The following is a 25,447-nucleotide window of genomic DNA, read 5'->3' on the forward strand; positions in this document are numbered from 1 at the left end:
GTCAGTTGATACTGTTGTAGCTGACCCACCGCTATCGGGGGCAAGCCCCCTCCCACATTTGAACCGAGTCCACTTTTTGGTTCGGTGTCGGCTTAGAAATCCTTGCACAAGCGCAGGGCGTCGTAGATCGCAGCGTGGGTGTTGCGCTGGGCCACACAGTCACCAATGCGGAACAGCAAGTACCCTTCACCCGCTTCGCTCAGGCATGGCTGCGGCTTGATCGCAAACAGCGCTTCGACGTCGATCTGGCCCTTGTTGCGTGAGCCTTCCTTGAGCCCGTAGTAAAGGGCCTCGTCCGGGCGTACACCGTTCTCCACCACCACCTGGTCGACCACCCGCTCTTCTTTGGCGCCGGTGTATTCGTTTTCCAGCACTGCCACCAGCTTGTCGCCCTCGCGATAGACCTTTTCCAGCATCATGTCGCCGGTCATGATCACTTCCTTGGGGTACATGCTGCGGTAGTAAGTCGGGAACGACGTACCGCCAATTGCCACACCGGGCTTGATGTCGTCGGTGACGATTTCCACCTGGCAGCCTTTGTCCGCCAGGAAGTCCGCCACCGACATGCCGGTGAACTCGCAAATGGTGTCGTACACCAGCACGTTCTTGCCCGGCGCGACTTTGCCGTCAAGCACATCCCAACTGCTCACCACCAAGCCTTCGGCGGCGCCCCAATGTTCGTTCTGTTCGATGAACGGATGCCCGCCCACCGCCAGCACCACCACGTCCGGACGCAGGTCCAGAATGGTCTCGGCATCCGCCGCCACGCCCAGGCGCAGGTCAACTTTCAAGCGCGCCAACTCCAGCTGGTACCAGCGAGTGATACCAGCGATCTGGTCGCGCTGCGGCGCTTTCGAAGCGGTAGTGATCTGCCCGCCGATGAACTCTTTTTTCTCCAACAGGGTCACGTCGTGGCCGCGTTCGGCGGCGACACGTGCAGCCTCCATACCGGCGGGGCCTGCGCCCACCACGACCACTTTGCGCTTGGCCCCGGTGGTTTTCTCGATGATATGCGGCACGCCCATGTATTCACGGGAGGTCGCGGCGTTCTGGATGCACAGCACGTCCAGGCCTTGATACTGGCGGTCGATGCAGTAGTTGGCGCCCACGCATTGCTTGATCTGGTCGATCTGGCCCATCTTGATCTTGGCAATCAGGTGCGGGTCGGCGATGTGCGCACGGGTCATGCCGACCATGTCCACATAGCCGCCTTCAAGGATGCGCGTGGCCTGGTTCGGATCCTTGATGTTCTGCGCGTGCAGCACCGGAACCTTGACCACTTCCTTGATCCCGGCTGCCAGGTGCAGGAACGGCTCCGGTGGGTAACTCATGTTCGGGATCACGTTGGCCAGGGTGTTGTGGGTGTCGCACCCCGAGCCCACCACGCCGATGAAGTCGAGCATACCGGTGTCGTCGTAATACTTGGCGATCTGCTTCATGTCCTCATGGGACAAGCCGTCCGGGTGGAACTCGTCACCGCACAGGCGCATGCCCACACAGAAGTCATCGCCCACTTCGGCACGCACGGCCTTGAGTACTTCCAGGCCGAACTTCATGCGGCCTTCAAAGCTGCCGCCCCATTCGTCGGTACGCTTGTTGACCCGCGGGCTCCAGAACTGATCGATCATGTGCTGGTGCACGGCAGACAGTTCAACCCCGTCCAGGCCACCGGCCTTGGCACGACGCGCCGCCTGGGCGTAGTTGCCGATCACGCGCCAGATTTCTTCCGGCTCGATGGTTTTGCAGGTGGCGCGGTGCACCGGCTCACGCACGCCGGACGGCGACATCAGGGTCGGCCAATTGAAGCCGTCCCAGCGTGAGCGACGGCCCATGTGGGTAATCTGGATCATGATCTTGGCTCCATGCTTGTGCATGGCGTCGGCCAGGTTCTGAAAGTGCGGGATGATGCGGTCGGTGGACAGGTTCACCGAGCTCCACCACTCCTGGGGGCTGTCGATGGCCACCACCGAGGAGCCGCCGCAGATCGCCAGGCCGATACCGCCCTTGGCTTTCTCTTCGTAGTACTTCACATAGCGGTCGGTGGTCATGCCGCCGTCGGTGGCATACACCTCGGCGTGGGCGGTACTGAGCACGCGGTTGCGGATGGTCAGCTTGCCGATCTGGATCGGCGCAAACATTGCTTCGAAAGCCATGGCACGGTCCTCGGCTTACAACGGTTTGACGGTGAACAGGCCATCGTCGTGGCCCTCTTCGGAGCCTCCGTAGACTTGTTCGGCGACAGTGCGGATCTTGCTGCCACGGGCCTCAAGAATCTGGTCCATGGCACCGGCAAACCAGCCGGTGAACATGTAGTCGACTTTGCGCCCGACCTTGCCGTACACGTAGACGAACGCCGAGTGCTCAAGCTTGACGCTGGCGGTGCCTTTATCCAGGTCGATGTCCTGGATCTTGAACAGGCCCCAGCCGCGTTGCGACAGGCGCTTCATGTAGTGCTCGAACACCGCGACGCCTTCCAGGCCGTGGCACTCGGCTTCCTTTTCACACCAGTGCCAGGCGGATTTGTAGCCGGCCTTGTAGAGGATCTCGGCGTAGGCATCAGCGCCCAGCACCTCTTCGATACCCATGTGGTTGTTGACGAAGAAATGGCGCGGCACGTACAGCATGGGCAGGGCGTCGGAGGTCCAGACACCGGTTTCGCTGTCGACTTCGATTGGCAATTGCGGGGCGATCTTGGCCATGGAAACTTAACTCCAGAAAAATTCGTTGTGGTGTTGCCGATAGGTGTCTGGCTTATTCGCCCCAGACGTCCTTCAAGACGTTGACCCAGTTCTCGCCCATGATCTTGCGTACCACGCGCTCGGGGTGGCCACGCTTGAGCAGGGTCTCGGTGAGGTTGGGGAATTCACCCACGGTGCGGATGCCCAGCGGGTTGATGATCTTGCCGAAGCTGGTCAGGCGGCGGGCGTAGCCCTTGTCATGGGTAAGCATTTCAAAGAAATCCTGGCCATGCCCCTGGGTGAAGTCGGTGCCGATGCCGATGGCGTCTTCGCCGACGATATTCATGGTGTATTCAATGGCTTCGGCGTAGTCGTCGATGGTCGAATCGATGCCCTTGGCCAGGAACGGCGCGAACATGGTCACGCCGACAAACCCACCGTGGTCGGCGATGAACTTGAGTTCTTCATCGGACTTGTTACGCGGGTGTTCCTTGAGCCCGGACGGCAGGCAGTGGGAATAGCACACCGGCTTTTTCGATTCGAGGATGACTTCTTCGCTGGTCTTGGAACCGACGTGAGACAGGTCGCACATAATGCCGACACGGTTCATCTCGGCGACGATTTCGCGCCCGAAGCCCGACAACCCGCCGTCGCGCTCGTAGCAGCCGGTGCCCACCAGGTTCTGGGTGTTGTAGCACATCTGCACCACGCCAACGCCGAGCTGCTTGAAGATCTCGACATAGCCGAGCTGGTCTTCAAACGCATGGGCATTCTGGAAGCCGAAGATGATGCCGGTCTTGCCCTGTTCCTTGGCACGGCGGATGTCGGCGGTAGTTTTCACCGGGATCACCAGGTCACTGTTCTCGCGGATCAGGGTCTGGCTGGCGACGATGTTATTGATCGTGGCCTGGAAGCCTTCCCACACCGACACCGTGCAGTTGGCGGCGGTGAGGCCGCCTTTGCGCATGTCTTCGAACAGGTCGCGGTTCCACTTGGCAATAATCAGACCGTCGATAACGATGCTGTCGGCGTGCAACTCGGCTGGGCTCATCAGGCGTCCCCTTATTGGCGATTCATGCGCCGAATCGTCTGCCGGCGCTTTGGGGCCAGCATATGCCCAGGGACAACCCGAGCCGGGTGCAAAAACGACAGGGGAATTGCCGAAAGCGTCAATCCACGACAAAGGCTGTGTAGACATGCCTGACGGGCGGCTGTTCTTTGTCTTACGCTTGAGCCAGAATTGCGCATCACGTGATATGAGACGGCGCAATGAAATCGATTTTCCTGGCTTTGGCACTCATCGCAACCGGCGTTCACGCAGCCGAAGACACCGACAGCACGCCGTGCGACGGCATCGAAAACGACAAACAGACCCTGGCCTGCGCCGCCTACAACAAAACAACTGCCGAGCAATTGCTCAAGGATAACTATCAGGGCCTGCTGGAGCGCATGGCTTCAACCTACGGCAGCGACAAGACCAAACTGGCCGACATTACCGCCCGTCTGAAGGACGCCCAGCAGAAATGGGAAAAACTGCGCGATGCCGATTGCGCGGTGGACACCTTCCCGGCGGTCAATGGCAGCAAGGAGTATGCGATTGCGCAGAATGATTGCCTGGCGCGGATGAGTGATGAGCGGTCGGAGTTTCTGGAGTCGATTGGGCAGGAGTAAAGGCAGCGGCGTTTGCTCAGCAGCCAGGCACCTGTCAACTCTGACAGTTTACAGCGTGCCGCTCCATGCCTAAGTTCATCCGATGATCCGTGGTAGTCGATCATCGAAGAACCTAATCCAAGGAGCTGATCATGCTGACCAGACACGTCATACCTCAAAATTATGCAACGCCATCTCAGGGTAATCTCAGCGCCAGGATAGGCTCGGCTTCGAACACATTAACGGCCCAGAGCATCAATTTCGCGCGGGACTACTACACAACCGACCGAACGATGCGTATGACTCTTTCTGCGCTGGAAAAGCTGCCCGACATGATCCACGGTTTGGAAATTACCTTTCTCAGTACGCTCAGCGACGGTAAACACACGATTGAAGAAAAGAAGGTGAGTGCCGTTTACTGGAAATTACTGGCAGAGAACAACGAGTCGGTTTTCTACACCCATGACGCAGACTCCGGTTTCATCAACCTGACGTTCTATGATGCGCTCGAGATTGTCGAAGGAACCTTTAGCTTCAAGTCCACTGAGCCTGATGGATCTGTCCTGGTAATCGACGGCGGCAATTTCAAAATTACGGGGCGGGACGATCTCACACTCTAGAAGCAGTAGTGCACCGGGTGTGTATAGAGCACAATGGTTTTTCCATCCCATTCTTTCTGACCAAGGCTCTTCATGACCCTCTGCGGCATAGAAATCAAAGGCAGCGAAGCCATCATTGCCCTCGCCGCCCTGGACAACCAGGTACTGACCCATGTCGCCCTGGCCACCAAGAAAATCGCCCTTGAAGACGACGACGAAGCCGCCAACGTAAAAGCCTTCGCCGCCCAGGTAAAGGCCTTCGTGCAGGCGAACGCCATTACCCGTATCGCGATCAAGAAGCGCAGCAAAAAAGGCGAGTTTGCCGGCGGCCCGACGACGTTCAAGATTGAAGGGGTGTTTCAGTTGCTGGACGGGGTGGAGGTGACGCTGCTGTCGCCGCAGACCATCAATGCACAGAACAAGAAGCACACCTTTGATCTGCCCGCGACGCTGAACAAGTACCAGCATGAAGCCTACAAGGCGGCATGCTCGGCCCTGGTAAAGAAATAAGCCACACCCGCTCTCTTTAGGAGCCGGCCTTTTAGCGCGGTGCAGGGCTTTTGTGTTGCAGCCAGTCACCGAAGGTTTTGTCCTCCAGGGCATAGCCGCCTCGGCTCGACTTCCACACCAGTTCCTTATCGCGCAGGGCATCGATGCAGGCCTGGATGGTCTGGGTACCCGGCACCACGTCGCTACCCATCTTTTCCAGCGCCTTGCTGACAGCCGTGAGGGTGCTATCGGTGAATGGCGCGAAGGGTTCGTTGTTTTGAGAACGCTCCACCATCACCTCCAGCACGGCGCGCTGAGGGATGGTCAGGGCGTTCCAGGCGCTTTCGAACTCGGTCCATACACCCGCGCGCAGCAGTTCTGCACGACTGTGCAGCAGTTGGCCCAGATTGCTCGCCTCGCCCAGCTCCAATGCGACTTCACCGATGATCGTGCGCAACATCTCGGGACGCCGACCTACCCGCTCAAACGCCTCATCAATATCAGCCGCGTTGAATTGGTTGTTCTTGGCCAGGTGCGCGTTGAGGTGCACGGTGTAGGCCTGGGTGAACGCTTTGCCCAGCAGCGGAAACGGCGTGATGCTGGAACCGAAGAATGGCTGGCTTTTACCCAATACCAAATGGGCGAGCTTGTCGCGATTGGATCCGGTAAACACCAGGCGCAAACCGCTGCCCTCCTCGTAACGGCCTTGGTTGAGCTGATCCCGGGCAGCCTTCAACGCGAACATCGCATTGATACCTGATTCGGTGGTTAATGCGTGCTGTGCTTCGTCAATCACCAGCACAACGGGTTTTCCTGCAGCCCTATGGAGCAATTCCAACGCTTGGGTCAGCGTCGCACCGACAGGCAATTGTGGCTTGGTAAAGTCCCAGGAAAGCGTACGCAGAAAGCTTAGTTTCTCGATGCCAATGTTCTTTGCCAGTTTGCGAATGCCCTTTTCAAACGGCACCAACGCCCCCGCAATGGCACTCGCGATCAGCTCGGCGGGGTCTTTTTCCTTGTTGGCCCACAGGTCGACATACACCGCCAGCCAGCCCCGGAGCTGACATTCCGGAATCAGGTCCTCGCGCAGAAAGGTGCTTTTGCCCGTGCGTCGGGGCGCCGCAAGAAACAGGCCGGAGGTGAAATCCTGAATACCGGCCCCCACCAGGCCATCGGCAATACTGCTTGCCAGGGTGGGGCGGCGAAACACAAAGCCGCTGTGCGTGGACATGGTTTTATACTCAATTATGGAAAGGACTATAAATTATAGCGAAGAGTATAATTGACTATAATTGTCCGTCAAACCACCTCCCGTCGCCGATCCTCCCTAGGACACTTGGCAAACCTGGCGCGATAGCTGCGGGTGAAATAGGACGGCGACTCAAACCCACACGCAATGCTCACCTCCAGCACACTCATGTCGCTCTGGCGCAGCAGTTTCCGAGCTTTCTCCAGGCGCAGGCCGAGATAGAAGTTGCTCGGGGTGTCGTTCAGATGCAGACGAAACAGGCGCTCCAGTTGACGCCGGGTGACCTTGATCGCGTCGGCCAGGGCCAGGGTGCTCAGGGGCGGTTCGGTGTGTTGCTCCATTTCGCCGATCACGTGCACCAGTTTCTTGTTGTTGATGCCGTAGCGCGTGGCGATCTGCATGCGCTGGTGGTCTTTGCGTGGGCGTATACGGCCGAGCACGAATTGCTCCGAGACCTGGACCGCCAGTTCCGAGCCGTGGGCCTGGGCGATCAGATCGAGCATCAAGTCGATGGACGCGGTGCCGCCGGCGCAGGTAATGCGGCGACGGTCGATCTCGAACAGTTCCTGAGTCACGCTCAACTGCGGATAGGCTTCCTTGAAGGCGTCGATGGCTTCCCAGTGCAGGGTCAGGCGGTGGCCATCGAGCAGCCCCGCTTCGGCCAGCACACAGGCGCCGGTGTCGATGGCGCCCAAGGTCACGCCGTCGTGATCGAGGCGACGCAGCCAATGCTCCAGCGCCGGGGTGGAGCATTGCAAAGGCTCGAAACCGGCCACCACTAATAATGTGGCGCCTTTTTCCAGCGGCTCCAGCGCGGCGTCGGCGTTGACCGACATACCGTTGCTCGCCAGCACCGCGCCGCCATCTGCACTCAATATGTGCCAGCGGTACAACTCGCCACGAAAGCGGTTGGCGACCCGTAACGGTTCCAAGGCCGAGATAAAACCGATGGCCGAAAAACCCGGCATCAGCAAGAAGTAGAAATCCTGGGACATGGTGGCGCTCTCGTGGGGCGGGCAGCGTGGCACTGTGATACTCCCGTTCATGCACGGATTCAAGGGGACAGGTCGCTGCAGTGCAAGAGCCGGTCGCCGTCGTGCGCTTTGTGGTTCGCCAAGCTGCGTAACGTGGCGTCACGGTGCACAAAGACACCGGCCCCCACAATAACGACCTGCCGAGGGACCCACCATGAACCGACTGATCCGCCGTTGCGTACTTGCACTCAGCGCCAGCGCCGTTTTGAGCACTAACGCCATGGCAGCGGATGCCGCTTCATGCCAGAACGTACGCATGGGCGTGGTGAACTGGACCGACGTGATCGCCACCAGCGCCATGACTCAAGTGCTGCTCGACGGCCTCGGCTACAAGACCAAACAAACCAGTGCCTCCCAGCAAATCATCTTCGCCGGTATCCGCGACCAACGCCTGGACCTGTTCCTGGGCTACTGGAACCCGCTGATGACCCAGACCATCACGCCGTTTGTCGAGGCCGGGCAGGTCAAGGTCCTGGATAAACCCAGCCTGGAAGACGCGCGCGCCACCCTGGCGGTGCCGACTTATCTGGCGGACAAGGGCCTGAAGACCTTCGCTGACATCGCCAGGTTCCAGAAAGAGCTGGGCGGCAAGATCTACGGCATCGAGCCTGGCTCGGGTGCCAATACCCAGATCAAGGCGATGATTGCCAAGAACCAGTTTGGCCTGGGCAAGTTCCAACTGGTGGAGTCCAGCGAAGCCGGCATGTTGGCCGCCGTGGACCGCGCCGTGCGCCGCAAGGAAGCCGTGGTGTTCTTTGGTTGGGCCCCGCACCCGATGAACGTGAATGTGGCGATGACCTACCTCACCGGCAGCGAAGACGCCCTGGGGCCGAACGAAGGCCGGGCCAGCGTATGGACCGTCACGTCGCCAACCTACGCCGAGCAGTGCCCCAACGTGCACACGCTGCTGACCAACCTGACGTTCACCGCCGCCGACGAGAGCCGCATGATGCAGCCGCTGCTCGATCACAAGGATGCCCTGGAATCCGCCAGGCAGTGGCTCAAGGATCACCCTCAAGACCAGCAGCGCTGGCTGGAGGGCGTGACCACGTTCGATGGCAAACCCGCGGCCGCCAACCTGAAATTCACCAGCAAATAACCTTCTCCGAATCACCGTTTCGCGGCCACTTGCGACCGCGAACGGCACCACCACGCCTGTAAGGAACCGCCTCATGAACCACGACGTCATCATCACCTGCGCACTCACCGGTGCTGGCGACACGACCGCCAGAAGCCCGCACGTGCCGGTCACCCCCAAACAAATTGCCGCCGCCGCAGTAGAAGCCGCCAAGGCCGGCGCCACCGTGGTGCACTGCCATGTACGCGACCCGTACACCGGCAAATTCAGCCGCGATGTAGCCCTGTACCGTGAAGTGATGGAACGCATCCGCGAGGCCGACATCGACATCATCGTCAACCTCACCGCCGGCATGGGCGGCGACCTGGAAATCGGTGGCGGCGAGAACCCGATGGACTTCGGCCCCAACACTGACCTGGTCGGCCCACTGACCCGTCTGGCGCATGTGGAGGAGCTGCTGCCGGAGATCTGCACCCTGGACTGCGGCACCCTCAACTTCGGCGACGGCGACACCATTTACGTGTCCACCCCGGCGCAACTGCGGGCCGGCGCCAAGCGTATCCAGGCCCTGGGCGTAAAGGCCGAGCTGGAAATTTTCGACACCGGCCACCTGTGGTTCGCCAAGCAGATGATCAAGGAAGGGCTGCTCGATAACCCGCTGTTCCAACTGTGCCTGGGCATTCCCTGGGGCGCGCCGGCCGACACCACCACCATGAAAGCCATGGTCGACAACCTGCCCGCCGACGCGGTGTGGGCAGGGTTCGGGATTGGTCGCATGCAAATGCCGATGGCCGCGCAAGCGGTGCTGCTGGGCGGCAATGTACGGGTGGGCCTGGAAGACAACCTGTGGCTGGACAAAGGCGTGCTCGCCACCAACGGCCAGTTGGTGGAACGCGCCCGTGAAATCCTCAGCCGGCTGGGTGCGCGGGTCATGACCCCGGCCGAGGGCCGAATCAAGATGGGCCTGACCAAACGCGGTTAAACATGTGGGAGGGGATCCCCGAACTCTTTAGGAATGTGCCAATGAGCTTTATCACTGACATCAAAACCTTCGCTGCCTTGGGCAGCGGTGTTATCGGCAGCGGTTGGGTATCCCGTGCCCTCGCCCACGGCCTGGATGTGGTCGCCTGGGACCCTGCCCCCGGTGCCGAAGCAGCCTTGCGCAAACGCGTCGCCAATGCTTGGGGTGCGCTGGAAAAACAAGGCCTGGCAGCGGGTGCCTCCCAGCATCGGCTGCGCTTTGTCAGCACCATCGAGGAGTGCGTCAAGGACGCCGACTTCATTCAGGAAAGCGCCCCGGAACGCCTGGAGCTCAAGCTGCAGTTACACAGCCAGATCAGCGCGGCGGCCAAGCCAAATGCGTTGATCGGTTCGAGCACGTCCGGGCTGTTGCCAAGCGAATTCTATGAAGGTTCGACCCACCCGGAACGCTGCGTGGTCGGCCACCCGTTCAACCCGGTTTACCTGCTGCCCTTGGTGGAGGTGGTGGGCGGCAAGCGCACTGCGCCAGAAGCGATCCAGGCGGCCATCAAGGTGTATGAATCCCTCGGTATGCGCCCGCTGCATGTGCGCAAGGAAGTGCCCGGTTTTATTGCCGACCGGCTGCTCGAAGCGTTGTGGCGCGAGGCGCTGCACCTGGTCAATGACGGCGTGGCCACCACCGGCGAAATCGATGACGCGATTCGCTTTGGCGCCGGCTTGCGCTGGTCGTTCATGGGTACCTTCCTCACCTACACCCTGGCAGGCGGTGATGCCGGTATGCGGCACTTCATGGCGCAATTCGGCCCGGCGTTGCAGTTGCCATGGACCTACCTGCCAGCACCGGAGCTGACCGACAAGCTGATTGACGACGTTGTCGATGGCACTAGCGATCAGTTGGGCCAACACAGCATTTCGGCGCTGGAGCGCTATCGTGATGATTGCCTGTTGGCAGTGCTTGAGGCGGTGAAAACCACCAAGGCCCGGCACGGCATGACCTTCGCCGAATAAAGGGAACCGATAATGCCCGCATTGACCACCTATACCACCCGAGTCCTTCCCGACTGGGTGGACTACAACGGCCACCTGCGCGACGCGTTCTACCTGCTGATCTTCAGCTACGCCACCGACGCGCTGATGGACACCCTGGGCCTGGACAGCGACAACCGTGAAGCCAGCGGCCACTCATTGTTCACCCTGGAGCTGCATCTGAACTACCTGCACGAAGTGAAACTGGGCGCCGAGGTTGAAGTGCACACCCAACTGATCGCCCATGACGCCAAGCGCCTGCACCTGTATCACAGCCTGCACCGGGTGGGCGATGACAAGGAACTGGCCGGCAATGAACAGATGCTGCTGCACGTCGATCTGGCCGGGCCGCAAGCTACACCGTTCACCGAGGCCACGCTGCAACGGCTCGACGCGATCAGCGCTGCACAGGCCGAGCTGCCAAGGCCCGCCCTGCTTGGCCGTGTCATCGGTTTGCCGGCAAAAAAAGCCCCGAGCCAGCCGTGACTGGATCGGGGCAGAGGGGCCTTGTGTGAGCTGTGCATCTGGAGGGTGACCAAACCGTCAAGCTGCGTGCCTGGGATCAGTGTGCCTATTAACCGTATTGCCAAGTGACCCGAAAACGACCTGTTCATAGCCATCCAAGCCATTGCTCGATTCTGCGCTTGCCCACCCAGCGGGGGCCAACCAGAATCCAGGTCAATCCCTGTTCCCTACACCAGGATAAACGTCATGATGCACGCGGATTTGATTGACCAGGATGACCTGCTGAGCCAACTGCGCTCGCTGGGTTTTGAAGTATCCAGCGGTACCACCGCCGAGCAGGCGTGTGAATGTGCGGTGCGCGGTTTGAGCGAGGCGCGGGCCAAGGCGCTCAAGGGCATGGTTGAAAAAATGTACAGCGGCAGTGCGACGATTTTGCCGGCGGTACGCCAGGCGATCGACAAGCAGTTGTTGCCGGCGCTGATGCAATTCAAACAGAACTCCGGCGCCTGAAAATACCGCTATCGCAGGCAAGCCAGCTCCCACAGGAGAACGCATTCCAAGGTGGGAGCTGGCTTGCCTGCGATGCAGACGACTCGGTTTAGAGCCTTACACTGGCAAACGTCGACTCGTTCCTGGCCTGGCTCAACGCCGACATCGGCCCCGACAACGGTGACAACACCAGTGCCTGCGGAATCGGCATCATCGCCACTTGCTGGGTAGTGTTGGAGCCGACACGTTCATCGCGTGGCGGTATGCCGAAGTATTCGCGGTAGCACTTGGAAAAGTGCGGCGTGGACACGAACCCGCACACCGACGCCACTTCGATGATCGACATCGGTGTTTGCTTGAGCAACTGCCGTGCACGGATCAGGCGCAGCTTGAGGTAATAACGCGACGGCGAGCAGTGCAGGTATTTCTGGAACAGCCGCTCCAACTGGCGGCGCGACACGGCGACATACACCGCCAGTTCATCCAGGTCGATCGGCTCTTCCAGGTTGGCTTCCATGAGCGCGACGATTTCCTGCAGCTTCGGCTGGTTGGTGCCGAGCATGTGCTTGAGCGGCACGCGCTGGTGATCCTGTTCGTTGCGGATGCGTTCGTAGACGAACATCTCGGAGATGGCAGCCGACAATTCACGGCCGTGGTCGCGGCTGATCAGGTGCAGCATCATGTCCAACGGCGCAGTGCCGCCGGAGCTGGTGAAGCGGTTGCGGTCGAGCGTGAACAGACGCGTGCTCATCGCGACGCGCGGGAAGGCTTCCTGCATCGACGCCAGGCATTCCCAATGCACGCTGCAATCAAAACCGTCGAGCAAACCCGCGCAAGCCAGCGCCCAACTGCCGGTACACACGGCACCCAGGCGACGGGATTGACGCGCCTGGCTTTGCAGCCACGACACATGCTCACGGGTGACCGTGCGCTGGATACCCACACCGCCGCAGACGATGACCGTGTCCAACGCCGGCGCTTTGTGCATGGAGGCGTCCGGGGTGATTTGCAGGCCGTCGCTGGCCCATACCTGGTTGCCGTCCACGCTCAGGGTTGTCCAGCGGTACAGCTCGCGGCCGGACAACTGGTTGGCCATGCGCAGGGGTTCCACAGCCGACGCCAGTGAAATCAGCGTGAAATTGTCCAGCAGCAAAAAGCCGATGGATTGAGGCGCACGGTTCTGGGGTTGGGCCCCGGAGTTGAACGACGTCATCGCGGTATCTCCTCACACAAAGCGGGTGATGGCCTCAGGCGAGGCTCTTGTTATTGCGCTCATCCCCTGCGAGGGGAGAGAGGCTTTGAATTGACAGAGCAAATGCCATGCCGAAAATTGAATGGCTATTCAATAACTCCTGAAAACGACCTGTTGATGCGTCTATATAAGCCCGCGCGTGGGGTGCGGGATATGACGTGAGAAGGGTGCTACTCAAAGCGTGTGAGCAAATCGGTAGCACTTGTGGGAAGGCGCTTTGCGGGCGTAGGACATGTCTGTCACCCAAAGCACAATGCGCAGGTGACGAGAGGGAAATCGTTTGGTAGCTACTTATCTGTTTGCGACGCGCTAAAAGGTGGCGTTTTTTGATCTGGTGTTCACTTTATGAGCAATTGTGTCTGCACTATTGCTATCGGGGGCAAGCCCCCTCCCACATTTTGAAGGTGTTCACAAATCAAGTGTGGGAGGGGGCAAGCCCCGATGCAGGCGACTGGGTCTCAGCACTCAACCGCACTCACCGCCAACCCACCGCGTGATGTCTCTTTGTACTTGTCATGCATATCGGCCCCGGTATCACGCATGGTGCGGATCACCCGGTCCAGGGAGATAAAGTGCTGGCCGTCGCCGCGCAGGGCCATTTGCGCCGCGTTGATGGCCTTCACCGCCGCAATCGCATTGCGCTCGATACACGGCACCTGTACCAGGCCGCCGACCGGGTCGCAGGTCAGGCCGAGGTTATGTTCCAGGCCGATTTCAGCGGCGTTGCACACCTGCTCCGGCGTGGCACCTAGAATCTCCGCCAAGCCAGCTGCGGCCATCGCGCAAGCCGAGCCTACTTCACCCTGACAGCCGACTTCAGCACCGGAGATCGAAGCGTTCTTCTTGCACAAGATACCTACCGCCGCCGCGCCGAGCATATAGTCGACCACGTTGGCTTCGGTGACCTCCTCACTGAACTTCATGAAGTAGTGCAGCACTGCCGGGATGATCCCCGCCGCGCCATTGGTGGGCGCCGTCACCATGCGCCCACCGGCGGCGTTTTCTTCGTTGACCGCAAGGGCGAACAGGTTGACCCACTCCATGGCGCTCAAGGTCGAGCCGATCACATTGGGTTTGCCCAGCTCTTGCAAACTGCGATGCAACTTGGCGGCGCGACGGCGCACATTGAGGCCGCCGGGCAGGATGCCTTCGTGCTTGAGGCCCTGCTCCACGCAATCCTGCATGGCGCGCCAGAGTTTCATCAGGCCGCTGCGGATTTCTTCTTCGGAGCGCCAAGTCTTTTCGTTCGCCAGCATCAGTTCGGCGACGCGCAGGTTGTGGGTCTTGCACAGCTGCAACAGCTCCACCGCACTGGAAAAATCGTAAGGCAATTCGGTGCGGTCCATATCGGCCACGCCGCTTTGGGCCTGGGCCTCATCCACCACAAAGCCGCCGCCGACCGAATAGTAGGTATCGCGATGCAGTTCGCCGTCATCACCCCATACCACCAGGGTCATGGCGTTGGGGTGGAACGGCAGGTTCTCGTCGAGCAAGCGCATGTCCCGCGCCCACACAAATGGCACCGGCAAGCGGCTGTCCAGCAACAGGGTGTCGGTTTCACGCAAGGTTTGAATGCGTACGCCGATTTGCGAGGGGTCGATTGCGTCCGGCCACTCGCCCATCAGGCCCATGATGGTTGCGGTGTCACTGCCATGGCCGATGCCAGTGGCAGACAACGAGCCGTACAGTTGCACTTCGACACGCCGAACCCGTTCCAACAGTTCACGCTCACGCAACGCCTGCACGAACAACGCCGCGGCGCGCATGGGGCCCACGGTGTGAGAACTCGAAGGCCCGATGCCGATCTTGAACAGGTCGAAAACGCTGATAGCCATTAACGTGTAACTCCTCGATAAGCGCGGGCCGGGCTTGAACGAGGTGCTACGCTCAGATCGCCCAGATGGCGGCATCATCAAGCTTTTGTTGCTCGCCACGGCGTCTCACACCGACGCATCCATGCTCACCAGCGTCGCTCGCGTGCGAACGCCTGTTTTGGCCGTTTTTTGCGGTGCAGATGGGTAAAAACAGCAGTTTTACCTTGGGAAAAAGCTGTAAGCGACGTCATCGGTACTGGATGCGACCCTCCCTGTACTGGATACGACGCCCCCTGTAGGCGTCAGATTTTCACTGGTACATGATCAGTCTCGACTCGTTTGCAAGGCACCGCGCCAGAGCTGTTCTCGCACGCTCCAACCGCAACACTTATAAAGCGCGGCGAATGCCGCCAGAAAAGACACAGGAGTCTACCCCGATGAAAGGTTCACCCTCGTTGTTGTTGGCCGCCATGCTGAGTCTGCCCGTCATGGCACACGCCGCAGAACCGGAACAGTGCAAGACCGTCAACTTCTCCGATGTCGGCTGGACCGACATCACCGTCACCACCGCGACCACCAGCGAAATCCTCAAGGGCCTGGGCTACAAACCGCGCACCACGATGATTTCGGTACCGGTGACCTACAAGTCCCTGGCCGACGGCAAGAACATGGACATATTCCTCGGCAACTGGATGCCGACCATGGAAAACGACATCAAGCAGTACCGTGATGCCGGCACCGTGGAAACCGTGCGCGCCAACCTGGAGAACGCCAAGTACACCCTGGCAGTCCCACAGGCGCTGTACGACAAGGGCCTGAAAGACTTCGCCGATATCGCCAAATTCAAGGATGAGCTGGGCGGCAAGATCTACGGCATCGAGCCGGGCAACGACGGCAACCGCACTATCCAGACACTGATCGACAAAGACGCCTTCGGCCTCAAGACCGCCGGCTTCAAGGTGGTCGAGTCCAGCGAAGCCGGGATGCTCTCCCAGGTTGAACGCGCCTCCAAGCGCAACCAGGCCATTGTGTTCCTCGGCTGGGAACCGCACCCGATGAACACCCGCTTCAAGATGAAGTACCTGACCGGTGGCGACGATTCGTTCGGCCCCAACTATGGCCAGGCCACCATCTACACCAACACCCGCAAGGGCTACACCCAGGAATGCAGCAACGTCGGCCAGTTGCTGAAAAACCTGGTGTTCACGCTGGACATGGAAAGCACCCTGATGGGTAACGTCCTGGACGACAAGATGAAGGCCGACGCCGCCGCCAAGGCCTGGCTGCAGAAGAACCCGCAAGTGCTCGACACCTGGCTCGCCGGTGTCACCACCGTCGATGGCAAACCAGGGCTCGATGCCGTCAAAGCTTACCTCGCCAAATAGCACCCGCTGACCCCGGGCCGGTGCGCTGGCCCGGGATGTTTTCCCCTTCGCATGTGGACATTCACTACCATGCTGACTGAACAGAAAATCCCTCTAGGCCAGTACATCGCTGCCTTCGTCGACTGGTTGACCCAACACGGTGCCAACTATTTCGACGCAATCGCATCGACACTGGAAACGATGATCCACGGCGTGACGTTTGCGCTGACCTGGTTCAATCCGCTGGCATTGATCGGTCTGATTGCGCTGCTGGCTCACTTTATTCAACGCAAATGGGGCCTGACGGTGTTTGTCATTGCCTCCTTCCTGCTGATCCTCAACCTGGGGTACTGGCAGGAAACCATGGAAACCCTCGCGCAGGTGCTGTTCGCCACCCTGGTCTGCGTGGTCATCGGCGTGCCGCTGGGTATTGTTGCCGCGCACAAGCCGATGTTCTACACCATGATGCGGCCGGTGCTCGATCTGATGCAGACCGTACCGACCTTCGTCTACCTCATCCCTACCCTGACCCTCTTCGGGCTGGGTGTGGTGCCCGGGCTGATTTCCACGGTGGTGTTCGCGATTGCCGCGCCGATCCGCCTGACCTACCTGGGTATCCGCGATGTGCCGCAAGAGCTGATGGACGCCGGTAAAGCCTTTGGCTGCTCGCGCCGCCAGTTGCTCTCGCGCATCGAGTTGCCCCACGCCATGCCGAGCATCGCCGCCGGCATTACCCAATGCATCATGCTGTCGTTGTCGATGGTGGTGATCGCCGCGCTGGTGGGTGCCGACGGCCTCGGCAAGCCGGTGGTCAACGCACTGAACACCGCTGACATCGCCTTGGGCTTTGAAGCGGGGCTGGCGATCGTCTTGCTGGCCATCATGCTCGACCGTATCTGCAAACAACCCGACGCTAAAGTAGGGGGTGATGCATGAGCATTATCCGATTCGACAATGTCGACGTGATCTTTTCCAAAGACCCACGCGAAGCGCTCAAGCTGCTGGACCAGGGCATGAGCCGTAACGAAATTCTGAAGAAGACCGGGCAGATTGTCGGCGTTGAAAAGGCCAGCCTGGATATCGAGAAAGGCGAGATCTGTGTGCTGATGGGCTTGTCGGGTTCCGGCAAGTCGAGCCTGCTGCGCTGCATCAACGGCCTCAACACCGTCAGCCGTGGCCAACTGTTTGTAGAGCATGAAGGTCGCCAGATCGACATCGCCTCCTGCACCCCCGCCGAGTTGAAAATGATGCGCACCAAACGCATCGCCATGGTATTCCAGAAGTTCGCCCTGATGCCTTGGCTGACGGTACGCGAGAACATCAGCTTCGGCCTGGAAATGCAGGGCCGTCCGGAGAAGGAACGGCGCACGCTGGTGGATGAAAAGCTTGAACTGGTGGGCCTGAGCCAATGGCGCAACAAGAAGCCCGACGAGCTGTCCGGCGGTATGCAGCAACGCGTCGGCCTGGCCCGCGCCCTGGCGATGGACGCCGATATCCTGCTGATGGACGAACCCTTCTCGGCCCTCGACCCGCTGATTCGCCAAGGTTTGCAGGATGAGCTGCTGGAGCTGCAACGCAAGTTGAGCAAGACCATCGTGTTCGTCAGCCACGACCTGGATGAAGCGCTGAAACTGGGCAGCCGTATCGCGATCATGAAAGACGGCAAGATCATCCAGTACAGCGTGCCGGAAGAGATCGTGCTGAACCCGGCGGACGACTATGTACGCACCTTCGTCGCCCACACCAACCCACTGAACGTGCTGTGCGGACGCAGCCTGATGCGCACGCTGGACAACTGCAAGCGCGTGAACGGTTCGGTGTGCCTTGATCCGGGTGGTGACTCGTGGCTGGACCTGGCCGAAGGCAACACCATCCAGGGCGCACGCCAGAATGGCGTGGCGATGAACCTGCAGAATTGGGCGCCGGGGCAAGCGGTGGAAGGTCTGGGCCGGGTGCCGACGCTGGTGGACTCCAACATCGGTATGCGCGATGCGTTGCAGATTCGCTACCAGACGGGGAACAAGCTGGTGTTGCATGACAACAACAAGGTGGTGGGGATCTTGGGTGACAGTGAGCTCTACCATGCCCTCTTAGGCAAGAACCTGGGCTAGCAAACACTGCAAAGCAAAATGTGGGAGGGGGCTTGCCCCCTCCCACATTCAAAGCACCACCAGGCTTCAACTATCAGCTATAGACACGGCCAAGGAGCTGCCGATGGCTTTCAAACTGATCGAGCACATCCCGGGTGATCTGTTCCTGGGTGAAGCCCATCAGGTCGTATTCCTGAGGCCCGTTGTGCAGGTACACCTCGGCACGGTAATAACGGGTGCGCTCTTCTTCAGGCAAGTCAGCCGGCGCCGACGAGTAAGCATCCAGGCTCACTTCGTAGACAAACGGGTTGCCCTCTTCCATCTCGATGCGCACACCAATGCAGCGCTTGGATTTGCCCAACAGTGTCTGCACTTCCAAACCTTGCTCACGCAGCGCAACCGCCGCTTCTTCCAGCGCCGGCGTTACGTGCTTGTCCATAAAGCGTTGCACGGTGGCCTGGCTCGGTTGCAGGTCCAGCGCCGTCAAGCGCTCGCTGAACCCACGACGCCCGCGTTCAGCCAGTTGCGCCTGCTCCTGTTCGATGGCCACGTCCTGGCGCATCGCCTTGTGCAAACCGAACATAAAGAAGATCAGCACCACCGAGAACGGCAGCCCTGCCAGCACTACCATGGTTTGCATGGCTTCGAAGTTGCCGGCAAACAACAGACCGATCGTCACCAGCGTAATGACCGCCGACCAGAAGATCCGCAACCAGTGCGGCGCATCTTCGTCCACATTGCCGCCTTTGCAGGACAGATTGGCCATCATCACCGCGCCGGAATCCGCCGGGGTCAGGAACAACACAAAGCCCACGAAGATCGATACGCCGATAACAATTTTCGATGCTGGGTAATGCTCAAGCAGTTGGTAGATGGCCATGGACGGCTGCTCCAGAGCCGTCTTGCCCAACTCCACCGCCCCGTGGTTCAACACCAGGTCCAGGGCCGAGTTACCGAAGATCGACAGCCACGCCAGGGTAAAGCCCAGCGGGATAAGCAATACGCCCGCCACCAGTTCACGCACGGTACGGCCACGGGAAATACGCGCGATGAACATGCCCACAAATGGCGCCCAGGAAATCCACCAGGCCCAGTAGAACAGGGTCCACAAGCCCATCCAGCGCTCGGTCTTGTCGGCGTCGCCTTCGTACACATACAGGTCGAAGGTTTTCAGAATGATGCCGTTGAGGTAATCGCCGGTGTTCTGCACCAGGCCGTTGAGCAGGTGCAGGGTCGGGCCGAACAGCAGCACAAAAATCAGCAAGCCGCTGAACAGCACGATGTTGAGGTTGGACAGGCGGCGAATGCCGTTCTCCACGCCCGATACAGCAGCGATGGTCGCTACGGTGCTCATCACGATGATCACGATCAGCAAGTTAGTGTTGCTGTGCTCCATGCCGAACAGGTTTTCCAGCCCCGAGGACACCTGCATCGAGCCGATACCCAGGTTGGTCACCAGCCCCAGCAAGGTGACGAACATGCCGAAACCGTCTACCGCATGGCCGGCCGCGCCCTTCACCCAACGCTCGCCCACCAATGGGTACAGCGCCGAACGCAAGGCCAGCGGCTGGTTATGGCGGTAGGCAAAGTACGCCACGGCCAAACCGACCAGGGCATAGATCGCCCAGCCGTGCAGGCCCCAGTGCAGGAAGGTCAGTTGCAGCGCCTGGCGTGCCGCGCCATTGCTGGCCGCTGCACCTTCGGGCGGGTTGAAGTAGTGGTCCAACGGCTCGGACGCACCGAAATACAACAGCGAAATGCCGATGCCCGACGAGAACAACATGCCGGCCCAGGCGCCGTAGCTGAAGTCCGGGGTGTCGTCCTTACTACCCAGTTTCAATTTCCCGTAGGACGAAAACGCCAGACCGACCACAAACACCAGGTAGGCGGCGATAACCACCATGTAGTACCAGCCGAAGCTTTTCGACAGCCACGCCTGGGCTACGCCGAGCAGGCGCCCGGCCTCCTGCGGGGCGATGATCAGAATGGCGGTCAATATCAGAATCAGCGCGGTGGAGGTGTAGAACACCCAACCGTTGACCCGGACCTTTTCCGGCGGGGTCTTTATAAGAGAGGCAGAACTCATGGCGCAGATGCTCCAGGCAGTGCGAGAGAGAAACACAAGGCAACGGTTATCCCGGAACATCGATTTTTCGGCAGTCGACGGACGGGTGTTATAAAGACACCCCGAAAATTCTTGAGCCCGCCGAAGCGGTGATCAGGCTCTGAAGTGGCCTGTTTCAAGGGTTTTTGCAGGTGTCAGAGGTTGCAGCTCGCAGGTAGGAAATATCTGTAGGCAGCGACCATTTGTCGCAGATCTTATTCTTTGTTGATTGAACGTTCAATCAAAACAAAATAGACTGGCCCTCAAGCCGACGGACGTGGATCGCCCATCGGCAGGCCTAAGGAGAGGTGCTACATGCCCAAGGTCGGTATGCAACCCATACGCCGCCAGCAGTTGATCGAAGCCACTTTGACGGCCATCGATCAGGTCGGAATGGGAGATGCCAGCATTGCGCTGATTGCGCGGCTGGCCGGCGTCTCGAACGGCATCATCAGTCACTACTTTCAGGACAAGAACGGCCTGATCGCAGCGACCATGCGCTACCTGATGAATGCGTTGATCGAGAACGTCCACGAACGCAGGCGTGCCTTGAAGGAAGACAGCCCACGGGCACACCTTCAGGTGATCATCGAAGGCAACTTCGACGCCAGCCAGGTCAATGGCCCGGCAATGAAAACCTGGCTGGCCTTCTGGGCCACCAGCATGCACCACCCGTCATTGCACAGGTTGCAGCGGATCAACGATCACCGTCTGTATTCCAACCTGTGTTGCCAGTTCCGCCGTGCGATGCCGTTACCCGAGGCACGCAGCGCAGCCCGCGGCCTGGCGGCTTTGATCGACGGTTTGTGGTTGCGCGGCGCCCTGTCGGGAGACGCTTTCGACACGGAGCAAGCGCAACGGATCGCTTACGAATACATGGATTTCCAATTGGCCAAGCAGGTGAGTTAGAGCACTTATAAACGCTCAACCCCTGAACGTCCGTCGCTCAGTGTTGCCACAACTCCATGGCCCACTGTACGGCGGGTAACGCCAACCACTTATGCACTTGCGAGGACTTTATGGCCCGTTTCGACCTGCAAAAACTCTACATTGACGGCGGCTACAGCGACGCTGGCAGCGATGCCACCTTCGAAGCCATCAACCCGGCTAACGGTGAAGTTCTCGCCCAAGTGCAACGCGCCACGAAAGAAGACGTCGAGCGTGCCGTGGTCAGCGCTGAAAAGGGCCAGAAAATCTGGGCTGCCATGACCGCCATGGAGCGTTCGCGCATCCTGCGTCGTGCTGTCGACATCCTGCGCGAGCGCAACGATGAACTGGCCGCCCTGGAAACACTGGACACCGGTAAAGCCTTCTCCGAAACCAAGTACGTCGACATCGTCACCGGCGCCGACGTGCTGGAATACTACGCAGGCCTGGTGCCAGCCATCGAAGGCGAACAGATCCCGCTGCGCGACACCTCCTTCGTCTACACTCGCCGCGAGCCGCTGGGTGTAGTCGCCGGTATCGGCGCGTGGAACTACCCGATCCAGATCGCCCTGTGGAAGTCCGCCCCGGCCCTGGCCGCAGGCAACGCGATGATCTTCAAGCCAAGCGAAGTCACCTCGCTGACCACCCTGAAACTGGCCGAGATCTACACCGAAGCCGGCGTTCCGGCTGGTGTGTTCAACGTACTGACTGGCAGCGGCCGTGAAGTCGGCACCTGGTTGACCGAGCACCCGCGCATCGAGAAAGTCTCGTTCACCGGCGGCACCGACACCGGCAAGAAAGTCATGGCCAGCGCCTCGAGCTCGTCGCTCAAGGAAGTGACCATGGAACTGGGAGGCAAGTCGCCACTGATCGTGTTCGAAGACGCCGACCTGGATCGCGCCGCCGACATCGCGATGATGGCCAACTTCTACAGCTCCGGCCAGGTCTGCACCAACGGCACTCGTGTGTTCGTGCCCAAGCATCTGCAAGCTGCGTTTGAAGCCAAGATTGTCGAGCGCGTTGCGCGCATCCGTGTCGGCGACCCGCAGGACGACAACACCAACTTCGGCCCGCTGGTCAGCTTCGCCCACATGGAAAGCGTGCTGGGCTACATCGCCAAAGGTAAGGAAGAAGGCGCCCGCCTGCTGTGCGGCGGCGATCGCCTGACCGATGGCGACTTCGCCAAAGGCGCCTTCGTGGCTCCGACCGTGTTCACCGACTGCACCGATGACATGACCATCGTGCGTGAAGAAATCTTCGGCCCAGTGATGAGCATCCTCACCTACGAGACCGAAGAAGAAGTGATCCGTCGCGCCAACGACACCGACTTCGGTCTGGCTGCCGGCCTGGTGACCAAGGACCTGAATCGCGCCCACCGCGTGATTCATCAACTGGAAGCGGGTATCTGCTGGATCAACGCCTGGGGCGAGTCCGACGCCAAGATGCCGGTCGGTGGCTACAAGCAATCCGGTGTGGGCCGTGAGAACGGGATCAGCTCGCTGAACAACTTCACCCGCATCAAATCGGTACAGGTTGAGCTGGGCGATTACGCCTCGGTGTTCTAACACCCGAGCCTTGTATTGCCTGTAAGGCCGCCATCGGGGGCAAGCCCCCTCCCACCTTTGACTGTGTGAACCCGATCAAATGTGGGAGGGGGCTTGCTCCCGATGAGGCCCGACCTGACTAGACTTCAAAGAGGGTGCATCCAATGTCCCAAGAATACGATTACATCATTGTGGGTGCCGGCTCCGCCGGTAACACCCTGGCGACCCGTCTGACCGAAGACGAAGGCGTCACCGTTTTGCTGCTGGAGGCCGGTGGCCCGGACTACCGCCTCGACTTCCGTACCCAGATGCCCGCCGCCCTGGCTTTCCCGCTGCAAGGCCGCCGCTACAACTGGGCCTACGAAACCGATCCTGAGCCTCACATGGACGGCCGCCGGATGGAATGCGGGCGCGGCAAGGGCCTGGGTGGTTCTTCGCTGATCAACGGCATGTGCTATATCCGTGGCAATGCCATGGACTATGACAACTGGTCGAAGCTGCCCGGTCTGGAAGACTGGACGTACCTCGATTGCCTGCCGTATTTCCGCAAGGCAGAAACCCGCGATATTGGCCCGAACGACTACCACGGTGGCGAAGGCCCGGTCAGCGTGACTACGCCGAAAGCGGGCAACAACCCGTTGTTCCACGCCATGGTCGAAGCCGGCGTACAAGCCGGTTACCCGCGGACCGAAGACTTGAACGGTTACCAGCAAGAAGGCTTCGGCCCGATGGACCGTACCGTCACGCCGAATGGCCGTCGCGCCAGCACCGCACGCGGTTACCTGGACACGGCTAAAAAGCGTTCGACCCTGACCATCGTCACCCATGCCCTTACCGACAAAGTGTTGTTCGAAGGCAAGCGTGCCGTTGGCGTGCGCTACCTGATCGGCGCCGCCGAAGAGCGCGTTGAAGCCCGTGCGCGTAAAGAAGTATTGGTGTGCAGCGGTGCAATCGCTTCGCCGCAGTTGTTGCAACGCTCCGGTGTCGGCCCGGCCAAGCTGCTGGAAAGCCTCGACATCCCGGTGGTCCACGACCTGCCGGGCGTCGGCGAAAACCTGCAGGATCACCTTGAGCTGTACCTGCAATATGCATGCACCCAGCCGGTGTCGCTGTACCCGTCGCTGCTCTGGTACAACCAGCCAGCCATCGGTGCCGAGTGGCTGTTCAACGGCACTGGCATTGGCGCCAGCAACCAGTTCGAAGCCGGCGGTTTTATCCGTTCGCGTCCGGAATTCGAATGGCCGAACATCCAGTACCACTTCCTGCCGGTCGCGATTAACTACAACGGCAGCAACGGTGTGAAAGAGCACGGTTTCCAGGCACACATGGGCTCCATGCGTTCGCCAAGCCGTGGCCGCGTGCAACTGAAGTCGAAGAACCCACGGGACTACCCGAGCATCCTCTTCAACTACATGGCCACCGAGCAGGACTGGCAGGAGTTTCGCGATGGCATCCGCCTGACCCGTGAAATCATGCAGCAGCCGGCACTGGATCAATACCGTGGCCGCGAAATCAGCCCGGGTATTGAAGTGCAAACCGATGAGCAGCTCGACAAGTTCATCCGCGAGCACGCCGAAACCGCGTTCCACCCGTCCTGCTCGTGCAAGATGGGCACCGACGAGATGGCCGTAGTGGATGGCGAAGGCCGCGTGCATGGCATGCAGGGTCTGCGTGTAGTCGATGCGTCGATCATGCCGATCATCACCACCGGTAACCTGAACGCGCCGACGATCATGATCGCCGAAAAAATCGCCGACAAGATCCGTGGCCGCAAGCCACTGCCGCGCAGCACCGCCGACTACTACGTGGCAGGCGATGCGCCGGTTCGTGGCAAGCCGATGCGTGAAGTAGGGCCGGCTGCGCACTGATACTGCTAATGCAGGAGCGAGGGGACATCTGGTCTTACTCGCTCCTGCAACACCACGGCCACTAACCCCTTCGGGCTATGTGAAAATTGCCAAGACTTCATACTTCATTGGGTTGGCTTAAATAAGCGGCGTTACGCTCCAAAATTTTCAGTGTAAAAATTGGATTACTTGGAACTATACCTGCGCCTACGGCCACTAGGTGGGCCCACCATTGTGATAAAACATTCTTTTTCTCCTTCAAACAAAGTGAATAAGTAGTCTTGGCAAAGGTTTTCGGAAAATGGAAATGCATACCCACTTTTACTTCATCTTGGCTAAGGTGATCGAGTGTGACATGCTCCCCAGCAGAGTTGAGCAAATAAACATACATAGAATCATCATCCGGCTCCCCCCCACAGAGGAAATCATGTGTAGAAGCGCCACCCAGGGTCGTTCCTGATGTCTCCCTGACCGAGCCGATACACCCAGCACCGGCTGCTCCACCCCCCCTAAAAAATAAAACATAGTGATCATGTCTATACCTGAAATATATCTGCGCAGGCTCATCAGCGTGAGAATTCGCGCACATATATTTCCATTCTTTATTACGAGGTGTTCCGTGACTATCTTCGACTTTAGAAAAACTTACGGGCACGCCTTCTACCCACACCGAAGCTATAAATGACTTTCCACGATCCGTGCTCATAAAATTCACCTTATTAAATAAACGCGGCAATCTCTGCCGCACATCTTAAAGCTACATAATT

The 25,447-nt window shown here is 59.6% G+C and carries 23 protein-coding genes; 14 read left to right on the forward strand and 9 right to left on the reverse strand.

The features are described from left to right. Positions 1–92: 92 nt before the first annotated feature. The 3 genes from dgcA to TK42_RS23600 are packed head-to-tail and all read right to left on the reverse strand — an operon-like array spanning position 93 to position 3,729. Positions 93–2,153: a dimethylglycine demethylation protein DgcA gene (gene dgcA / locus TK42_RS23590; RefSeq protein WP_032879068.1), complete on the reverse strand. Its 2,061-nt coding sequence runs from the start codon at positions 2,151–2,153 to the stop codon at positions 93–95. A 15-nt stretch (positions 2,154–2,168) separates the two neighbouring features. After that, positions 2,169–2,699, reverse strand: coding sequence for a DUF5943 domain-containing protein (locus tag TK42_RS23595; protein WP_005792152.1), 531 nt, complete (start codon positions 2,697–2,699; stop codon positions 2,169–2,171). 52 nt (positions 2,700–2,751) lie between these two features. Continuing rightward, entirely contained in the window at positions 2,752–3,729 is a 978-nt protein-coding gene (locus TK42_RS23600; protein ID WP_005792153.1) for a dipeptidase, read from the reverse strand. Positions 3,730–3,947: 218 nt separating this feature from the next. On the opposite strand from TK42_RS23600, the gene TK42_RS23605 reads away from it, so the two are divergent. From TK42_RS23605 to TK42_RS23615, 3 genes are all read left to right on the forward strand, one after another. Continuing rightward, the gene (locus TK42_RS23605) at positions 3,948–4,349 is read left to right on the forward strand and encodes a lysozyme inhibitor LprI family protein (protein ID WP_005792155.1); all 402 of its coding nucleotides are present in this window, start codon (positions 3,948–3,950) and stop codon (positions 4,347–4,349) included. Between the two features lie 131 nt (positions 4,350–4,480). Beyond that, the gene (locus TK42_RS23610) at positions 4,481–4,948 is read left to right on the forward strand and encodes a hypothetical protein (protein WP_103735268.1); all 468 of its coding nucleotides are present in this window, start codon (positions 4,481–4,483) and stop codon (positions 4,946–4,948) included. Between the two features lie 72 nt (positions 4,949–5,020). After that, positions 5,021–5,437, forward strand: coding sequence for a DUF3010 family protein (locus tag TK42_RS23615; protein ID WP_103735269.1), 417 nt, complete (start codon positions 5,021–5,023; stop codon positions 5,435–5,437). 31 nt (positions 5,438–5,468) lie between these two features. On the opposite strand, the gene TK42_RS23620 is transcribed toward TK42_RS23615, so the two are convergent. Both TK42_RS23620 and TK42_RS23625 read right to left on the reverse strand, forming a co-directional pair. Then, positions 5,469–6,647, reverse strand: a complete 1,179-nt coding sequence (locus TK42_RS23620) for a hypothetical protein (protein WP_103735270.1) — start codon at positions 6,645–6,647, stop codon at positions 5,469–5,471. A gap of 68 nt (positions 6,648–6,715) precedes the next feature. Beyond that, the gene (locus tag TK42_RS23625) at positions 6,716–7,660 is read right to left on the reverse strand and encodes a GlxA family transcriptional regulator (protein ID WP_005792161.1); all 945 of its coding nucleotides are present in this window, start codon (positions 7,658–7,660) and stop codon (positions 6,716–6,718) included. 193 nt (positions 7,661–7,853) lie between these two features. Between TK42_RS23625 and TK42_RS23630 the strand changes: the two genes are divergently transcribed. From TK42_RS23630 to TK42_RS23650, 5 genes are all read left to right on the forward strand, one after another. Then, positions 7,854–8,798, forward strand: a complete 945-nt coding sequence (locus TK42_RS23630) for a choline ABC transporter substrate-binding protein (RefSeq protein ID WP_103735271.1) — start codon at positions 7,854–7,856, stop codon at positions 8,796–8,798. A gap of 73 nt (positions 8,799–8,871) precedes the next feature. Beyond that, complete coding sequence (locus TK42_RS23635; RefSeq protein ID WP_032879052.1) at positions 8,872–9,759, forward strand: 3-keto-5-aminohexanoate cleavage protein; 888 nt, start codon at positions 8,872–8,874, stop codon at positions 9,757–9,759. Between the two features lie 41 nt (positions 9,760–9,800). Beyond that, on the forward strand, positions 9,801–10,766 hold the full coding sequence (locus TK42_RS23640) for an L-carnitine dehydrogenase (RefSeq protein WP_078822524.1): 966 nt from the start codon (positions 9,801–9,803) through the stop codon (positions 10,764–10,766). A gap of 12 nt (positions 10,767–10,778) precedes the next feature. Further along, positions 10,779–11,270, forward strand: coding sequence for a thioesterase family protein (locus tag TK42_RS23645; RefSeq protein ID WP_032879049.1), 492 nt, complete (start codon positions 10,779–10,781; stop codon positions 11,268–11,270). A gap of 225 nt (positions 11,271–11,495) precedes the next feature. After that, complete coding sequence (locus TK42_RS23650; RefSeq protein WP_032879047.1) at positions 11,496–11,759, forward strand: hypothetical protein; 264 nt, start codon at positions 11,496–11,498, stop codon at positions 11,757–11,759. Positions 11,760–11,847: 88 nt separating this feature from the next. Here TK42_RS23650 and TK42_RS23655 read toward each other — a convergent pair whose 3' ends face one another. Together TK42_RS23655 and TK42_RS23660 are read right to left on the reverse strand one after the other, a co-directional pair. Further along, complete coding sequence (locus TK42_RS23655; RefSeq protein WP_005792167.1) at positions 11,848–12,951, reverse strand: GlxA family transcriptional regulator; 1,104 nt, start codon at positions 12,949–12,951, stop codon at positions 11,848–11,850. Positions 12,952–13,448: 497 nt separating this feature from the next. Further along, a complete protein-coding gene (locus TK42_RS23660; protein WP_032879045.1) occupies positions 13,449–14,825 on the reverse strand; it encodes an L-serine ammonia-lyase in 1,377 nt (458 codons plus the stop codon). A gap of 416 nt (positions 14,826–15,241) precedes the next feature. On the opposite strand from TK42_RS23660, the gene TK42_RS23665 reads away from it, so the two are divergent. From TK42_RS23665 to choV, 3 genes are all read left to right on the forward strand, one after another. Next, positions 15,242–16,189, forward strand: a complete 948-nt coding sequence (locus tag TK42_RS23665; RefSeq protein WP_032879044.1) for a choline ABC transporter substrate-binding protein — start codon at positions 15,242–15,244, stop codon at positions 16,187–16,189. 69 nt (positions 16,190–16,258) lie between these two features. After that, the gene (gene choW, locus TK42_RS23670; RefSeq protein ID WP_003194913.1) at positions 16,259–17,104 is read left to right on the forward strand and encodes a choline ABC transporter permease subunit; all 846 of its coding nucleotides are present in this window, start codon (positions 16,259–16,261) and stop codon (positions 17,102–17,104) included. Then, positions 17,101–18,279 carry a choline ABC transporter ATP-binding protein gene (gene choV, locus TK42_RS23675; protein ID WP_005792170.1) on the forward strand — a complete coding sequence of 393 codons (1,179 nt, stop codon included), beginning with the start codon at positions 17,101–17,103 and terminating at the stop codon, positions 18,277–18,279. Before choW ends, choV begins: the two co-directional genes overlap by 4 nt. Before the next feature lie 73 nt (positions 18,280–18,352). Here choV and TK42_RS23680 read toward each other — a convergent pair whose 3' ends face one another. After that, the gene (locus tag TK42_RS23680; RefSeq protein WP_228309931.1) at positions 18,353–20,287 is read right to left on the reverse strand and encodes a BCCT family transporter; all 1,935 of its coding nucleotides are present in this window, start codon (positions 20,285–20,287) and stop codon (positions 18,353–18,355) included. Between the two features lie 390 nt (positions 20,288–20,677). Here TK42_RS23680 and betI point away from each other — a divergent pair, with 390 nt between their 5' ends. The 3 genes from betI to betA all read left to right on the forward strand — a co-directional run bounded on the left by betI (position 20,678) and on the right by betA (position 24,701). After that, entirely contained in the window at positions 20,678–21,271 is a 594-nt protein-coding gene (gene betI / locus TK42_RS23685) for a transcriptional regulator BetI (protein ID WP_032879040.1), read from the forward strand. A gap of 110 nt (positions 21,272–21,381) precedes the next feature. Next, entirely contained in the window at positions 21,382–22,854 is a 1,473-nt protein-coding gene (gene betB, locus TK42_RS23690) for a betaine-aldehyde dehydrogenase (protein ID WP_032879038.1), read from the forward strand. Positions 22,855–22,997: 143 nt separating this feature from the next. Continuing rightward, positions 22,998–24,701 (forward strand): choline dehydrogenase, encoded by a 1,704-nt coding sequence (gene betA / locus TK42_RS23695; RefSeq protein WP_032879035.1) that lies wholly within the window; start codon positions 22,998–23,000, stop codon positions 24,699–24,701. Between the two features lie 97 nt (positions 24,702–24,798). On the opposite strand, the gene TK42_RS26855 is transcribed toward betA, so the two are convergent. Beyond that, positions 24,799–25,386, reverse strand: coding sequence for a hypothetical protein (locus tag TK42_RS26855; RefSeq protein WP_146097895.1), 588 nt, complete (start codon positions 25,384–25,386; stop codon positions 24,799–24,801). Positions 25,387–25,447 lie beyond the last annotated feature (61 nt).

Origin of the sequence: Pseudomonas sp. GZJR-8 (assembly GCF_002916705.1) — a bacterium.
Classification (GTDB): domain Bacteria; phylum Pseudomonadota; class Gammaproteobacteria; order Pseudomonadales; family Pseudomonadaceae; genus Aquipseudomonas; species Aquipseudomonas synxantha_A.

What these genes read in the sequence shown, in the direction of transcription:
- dgcA (WP_032879068.1), bottom strand. Translation starts at nt 2,153, where the DNA reads ATGGCTTTCGAAGCAATGTTTGCGCCGATCCAGATCGGCAAGCTGACC.
- TK42_RS23595 (WP_005792152.1), bottom strand. Translation starts at nt 2,699, where the DNA reads ATGGCCAAGATCGCCCCGCAATTGCCAATCGAAGTCGACAGCGAAACC.
- TK42_RS23600 (WP_005792153.1), bottom strand. Translation starts at nt 3,729, where the DNA reads ATGAGCCCAGCCGAGTTGCACGCCGACAGCATCGTTATCGACGGTCTG.
- TK42_RS23605 (WP_005792155.1), top strand. Translation starts at nt 3,948, where the DNA reads ATGAAATCGATTTTCCTGGCTTTGGCACTCATCGCAACCGGCGTTCAC.
- TK42_RS23610 (WP_103735268.1), top strand. Translation starts at nt 4,481, where the DNA reads ATGCTGACCAGACACGTCATACCTCAAAATTATGCAACGCCATCTCAG.
- TK42_RS23615 (WP_103735269.1), top strand. Translation starts at nt 5,021, where the DNA reads ATGACCCTCTGCGGCATAGAAATCAAAGGCAGCGAAGCCATCATTGCC.
- TK42_RS23620 (WP_103735270.1), bottom strand. Translation starts at nt 6,647, where the DNA reads ATGTCCACGCACAGCGGCTTTGTGTTTCGCCGCCCCACCCTGGCAAGC.
- TK42_RS23625 (WP_005792161.1), bottom strand. Translation starts at nt 7,660, where the DNA reads ATGTCCCAGGATTTCTACTTCTTGCTGATGCCGGGTTTTTCGGCCATC.
- TK42_RS23630 (WP_103735271.1), top strand. Translation starts at nt 7,854, where the DNA reads ATGAACCGACTGATCCGCCGTTGCGTACTTGCACTCAGCGCCAGCGCC.
- TK42_RS23635 (WP_032879052.1), top strand. Translation starts at nt 8,872, where the DNA reads ATGAACCACGACGTCATCATCACCTGCGCACTCACCGGTGCTGGCGAC.
- TK42_RS23640 (WP_078822524.1), top strand. Translation starts at nt 9,801, where the DNA reads ATGAGCTTTATCACTGACATCAAAACCTTCGCTGCCTTGGGCAGCGGT.
- TK42_RS23645 (WP_032879049.1), top strand. Translation starts at nt 10,779, where the DNA reads ATGCCCGCATTGACCACCTATACCACCCGAGTCCTTCCCGACTGGGTG.
- TK42_RS23650 (WP_032879047.1), top strand. Translation starts at nt 11,496, where the DNA reads ATGATGCACGCGGATTTGATTGACCAGGATGACCTGCTGAGCCAACTG.
- TK42_RS23655 (WP_005792167.1), bottom strand. Translation starts at nt 12,951, where the DNA reads ATGACGTCGTTCAACTCCGGGGCCCAACCCCAGAACCGTGCGCCTCAA.
- TK42_RS23660 (WP_032879045.1), bottom strand. Translation starts at nt 14,825, where the DNA reads ATGGCTATCAGCGTTTTCGACCTGTTCAAGATCGGCATCGGGCCTTCG.
- TK42_RS23665 (WP_032879044.1), top strand. Translation starts at nt 15,242, where the DNA reads ATGAAAGGTTCACCCTCGTTGTTGTTGGCCGCCATGCTGAGTCTGCCC.
- choW (WP_003194913.1), top strand. Translation starts at nt 16,259, where the DNA reads ATGCTGACTGAACAGAAAATCCCTCTAGGCCAGTACATCGCTGCCTTC.
- choV (WP_005792170.1), top strand. Translation starts at nt 17,101, where the DNA reads ATGAGCATTATCCGATTCGACAATGTCGACGTGATCTTTTCCAAAGAC.
- betI (WP_032879040.1), top strand. Translation starts at nt 20,678, where the DNA reads ATGCCCAAGGTCGGTATGCAACCCATACGCCGCCAGCAGTTGATCGAA.
- betB (WP_032879038.1), top strand. Translation starts at nt 21,382, where the DNA reads ATGGCCCGTTTCGACCTGCAAAAACTCTACATTGACGGCGGCTACAGC.
- betA (WP_032879035.1), top strand. Translation starts at nt 22,998, where the DNA reads ATGTCCCAAGAATACGATTACATCATTGTGGGTGCCGGCTCCGCCGGT.
- TK42_RS26855 (WP_146097895.1), bottom strand. Translation starts at nt 25,386, where the DNA reads ATGAGCACGGATCGTGGAAAGTCATTTATAGCTTCGGTGTGGGTAGAA.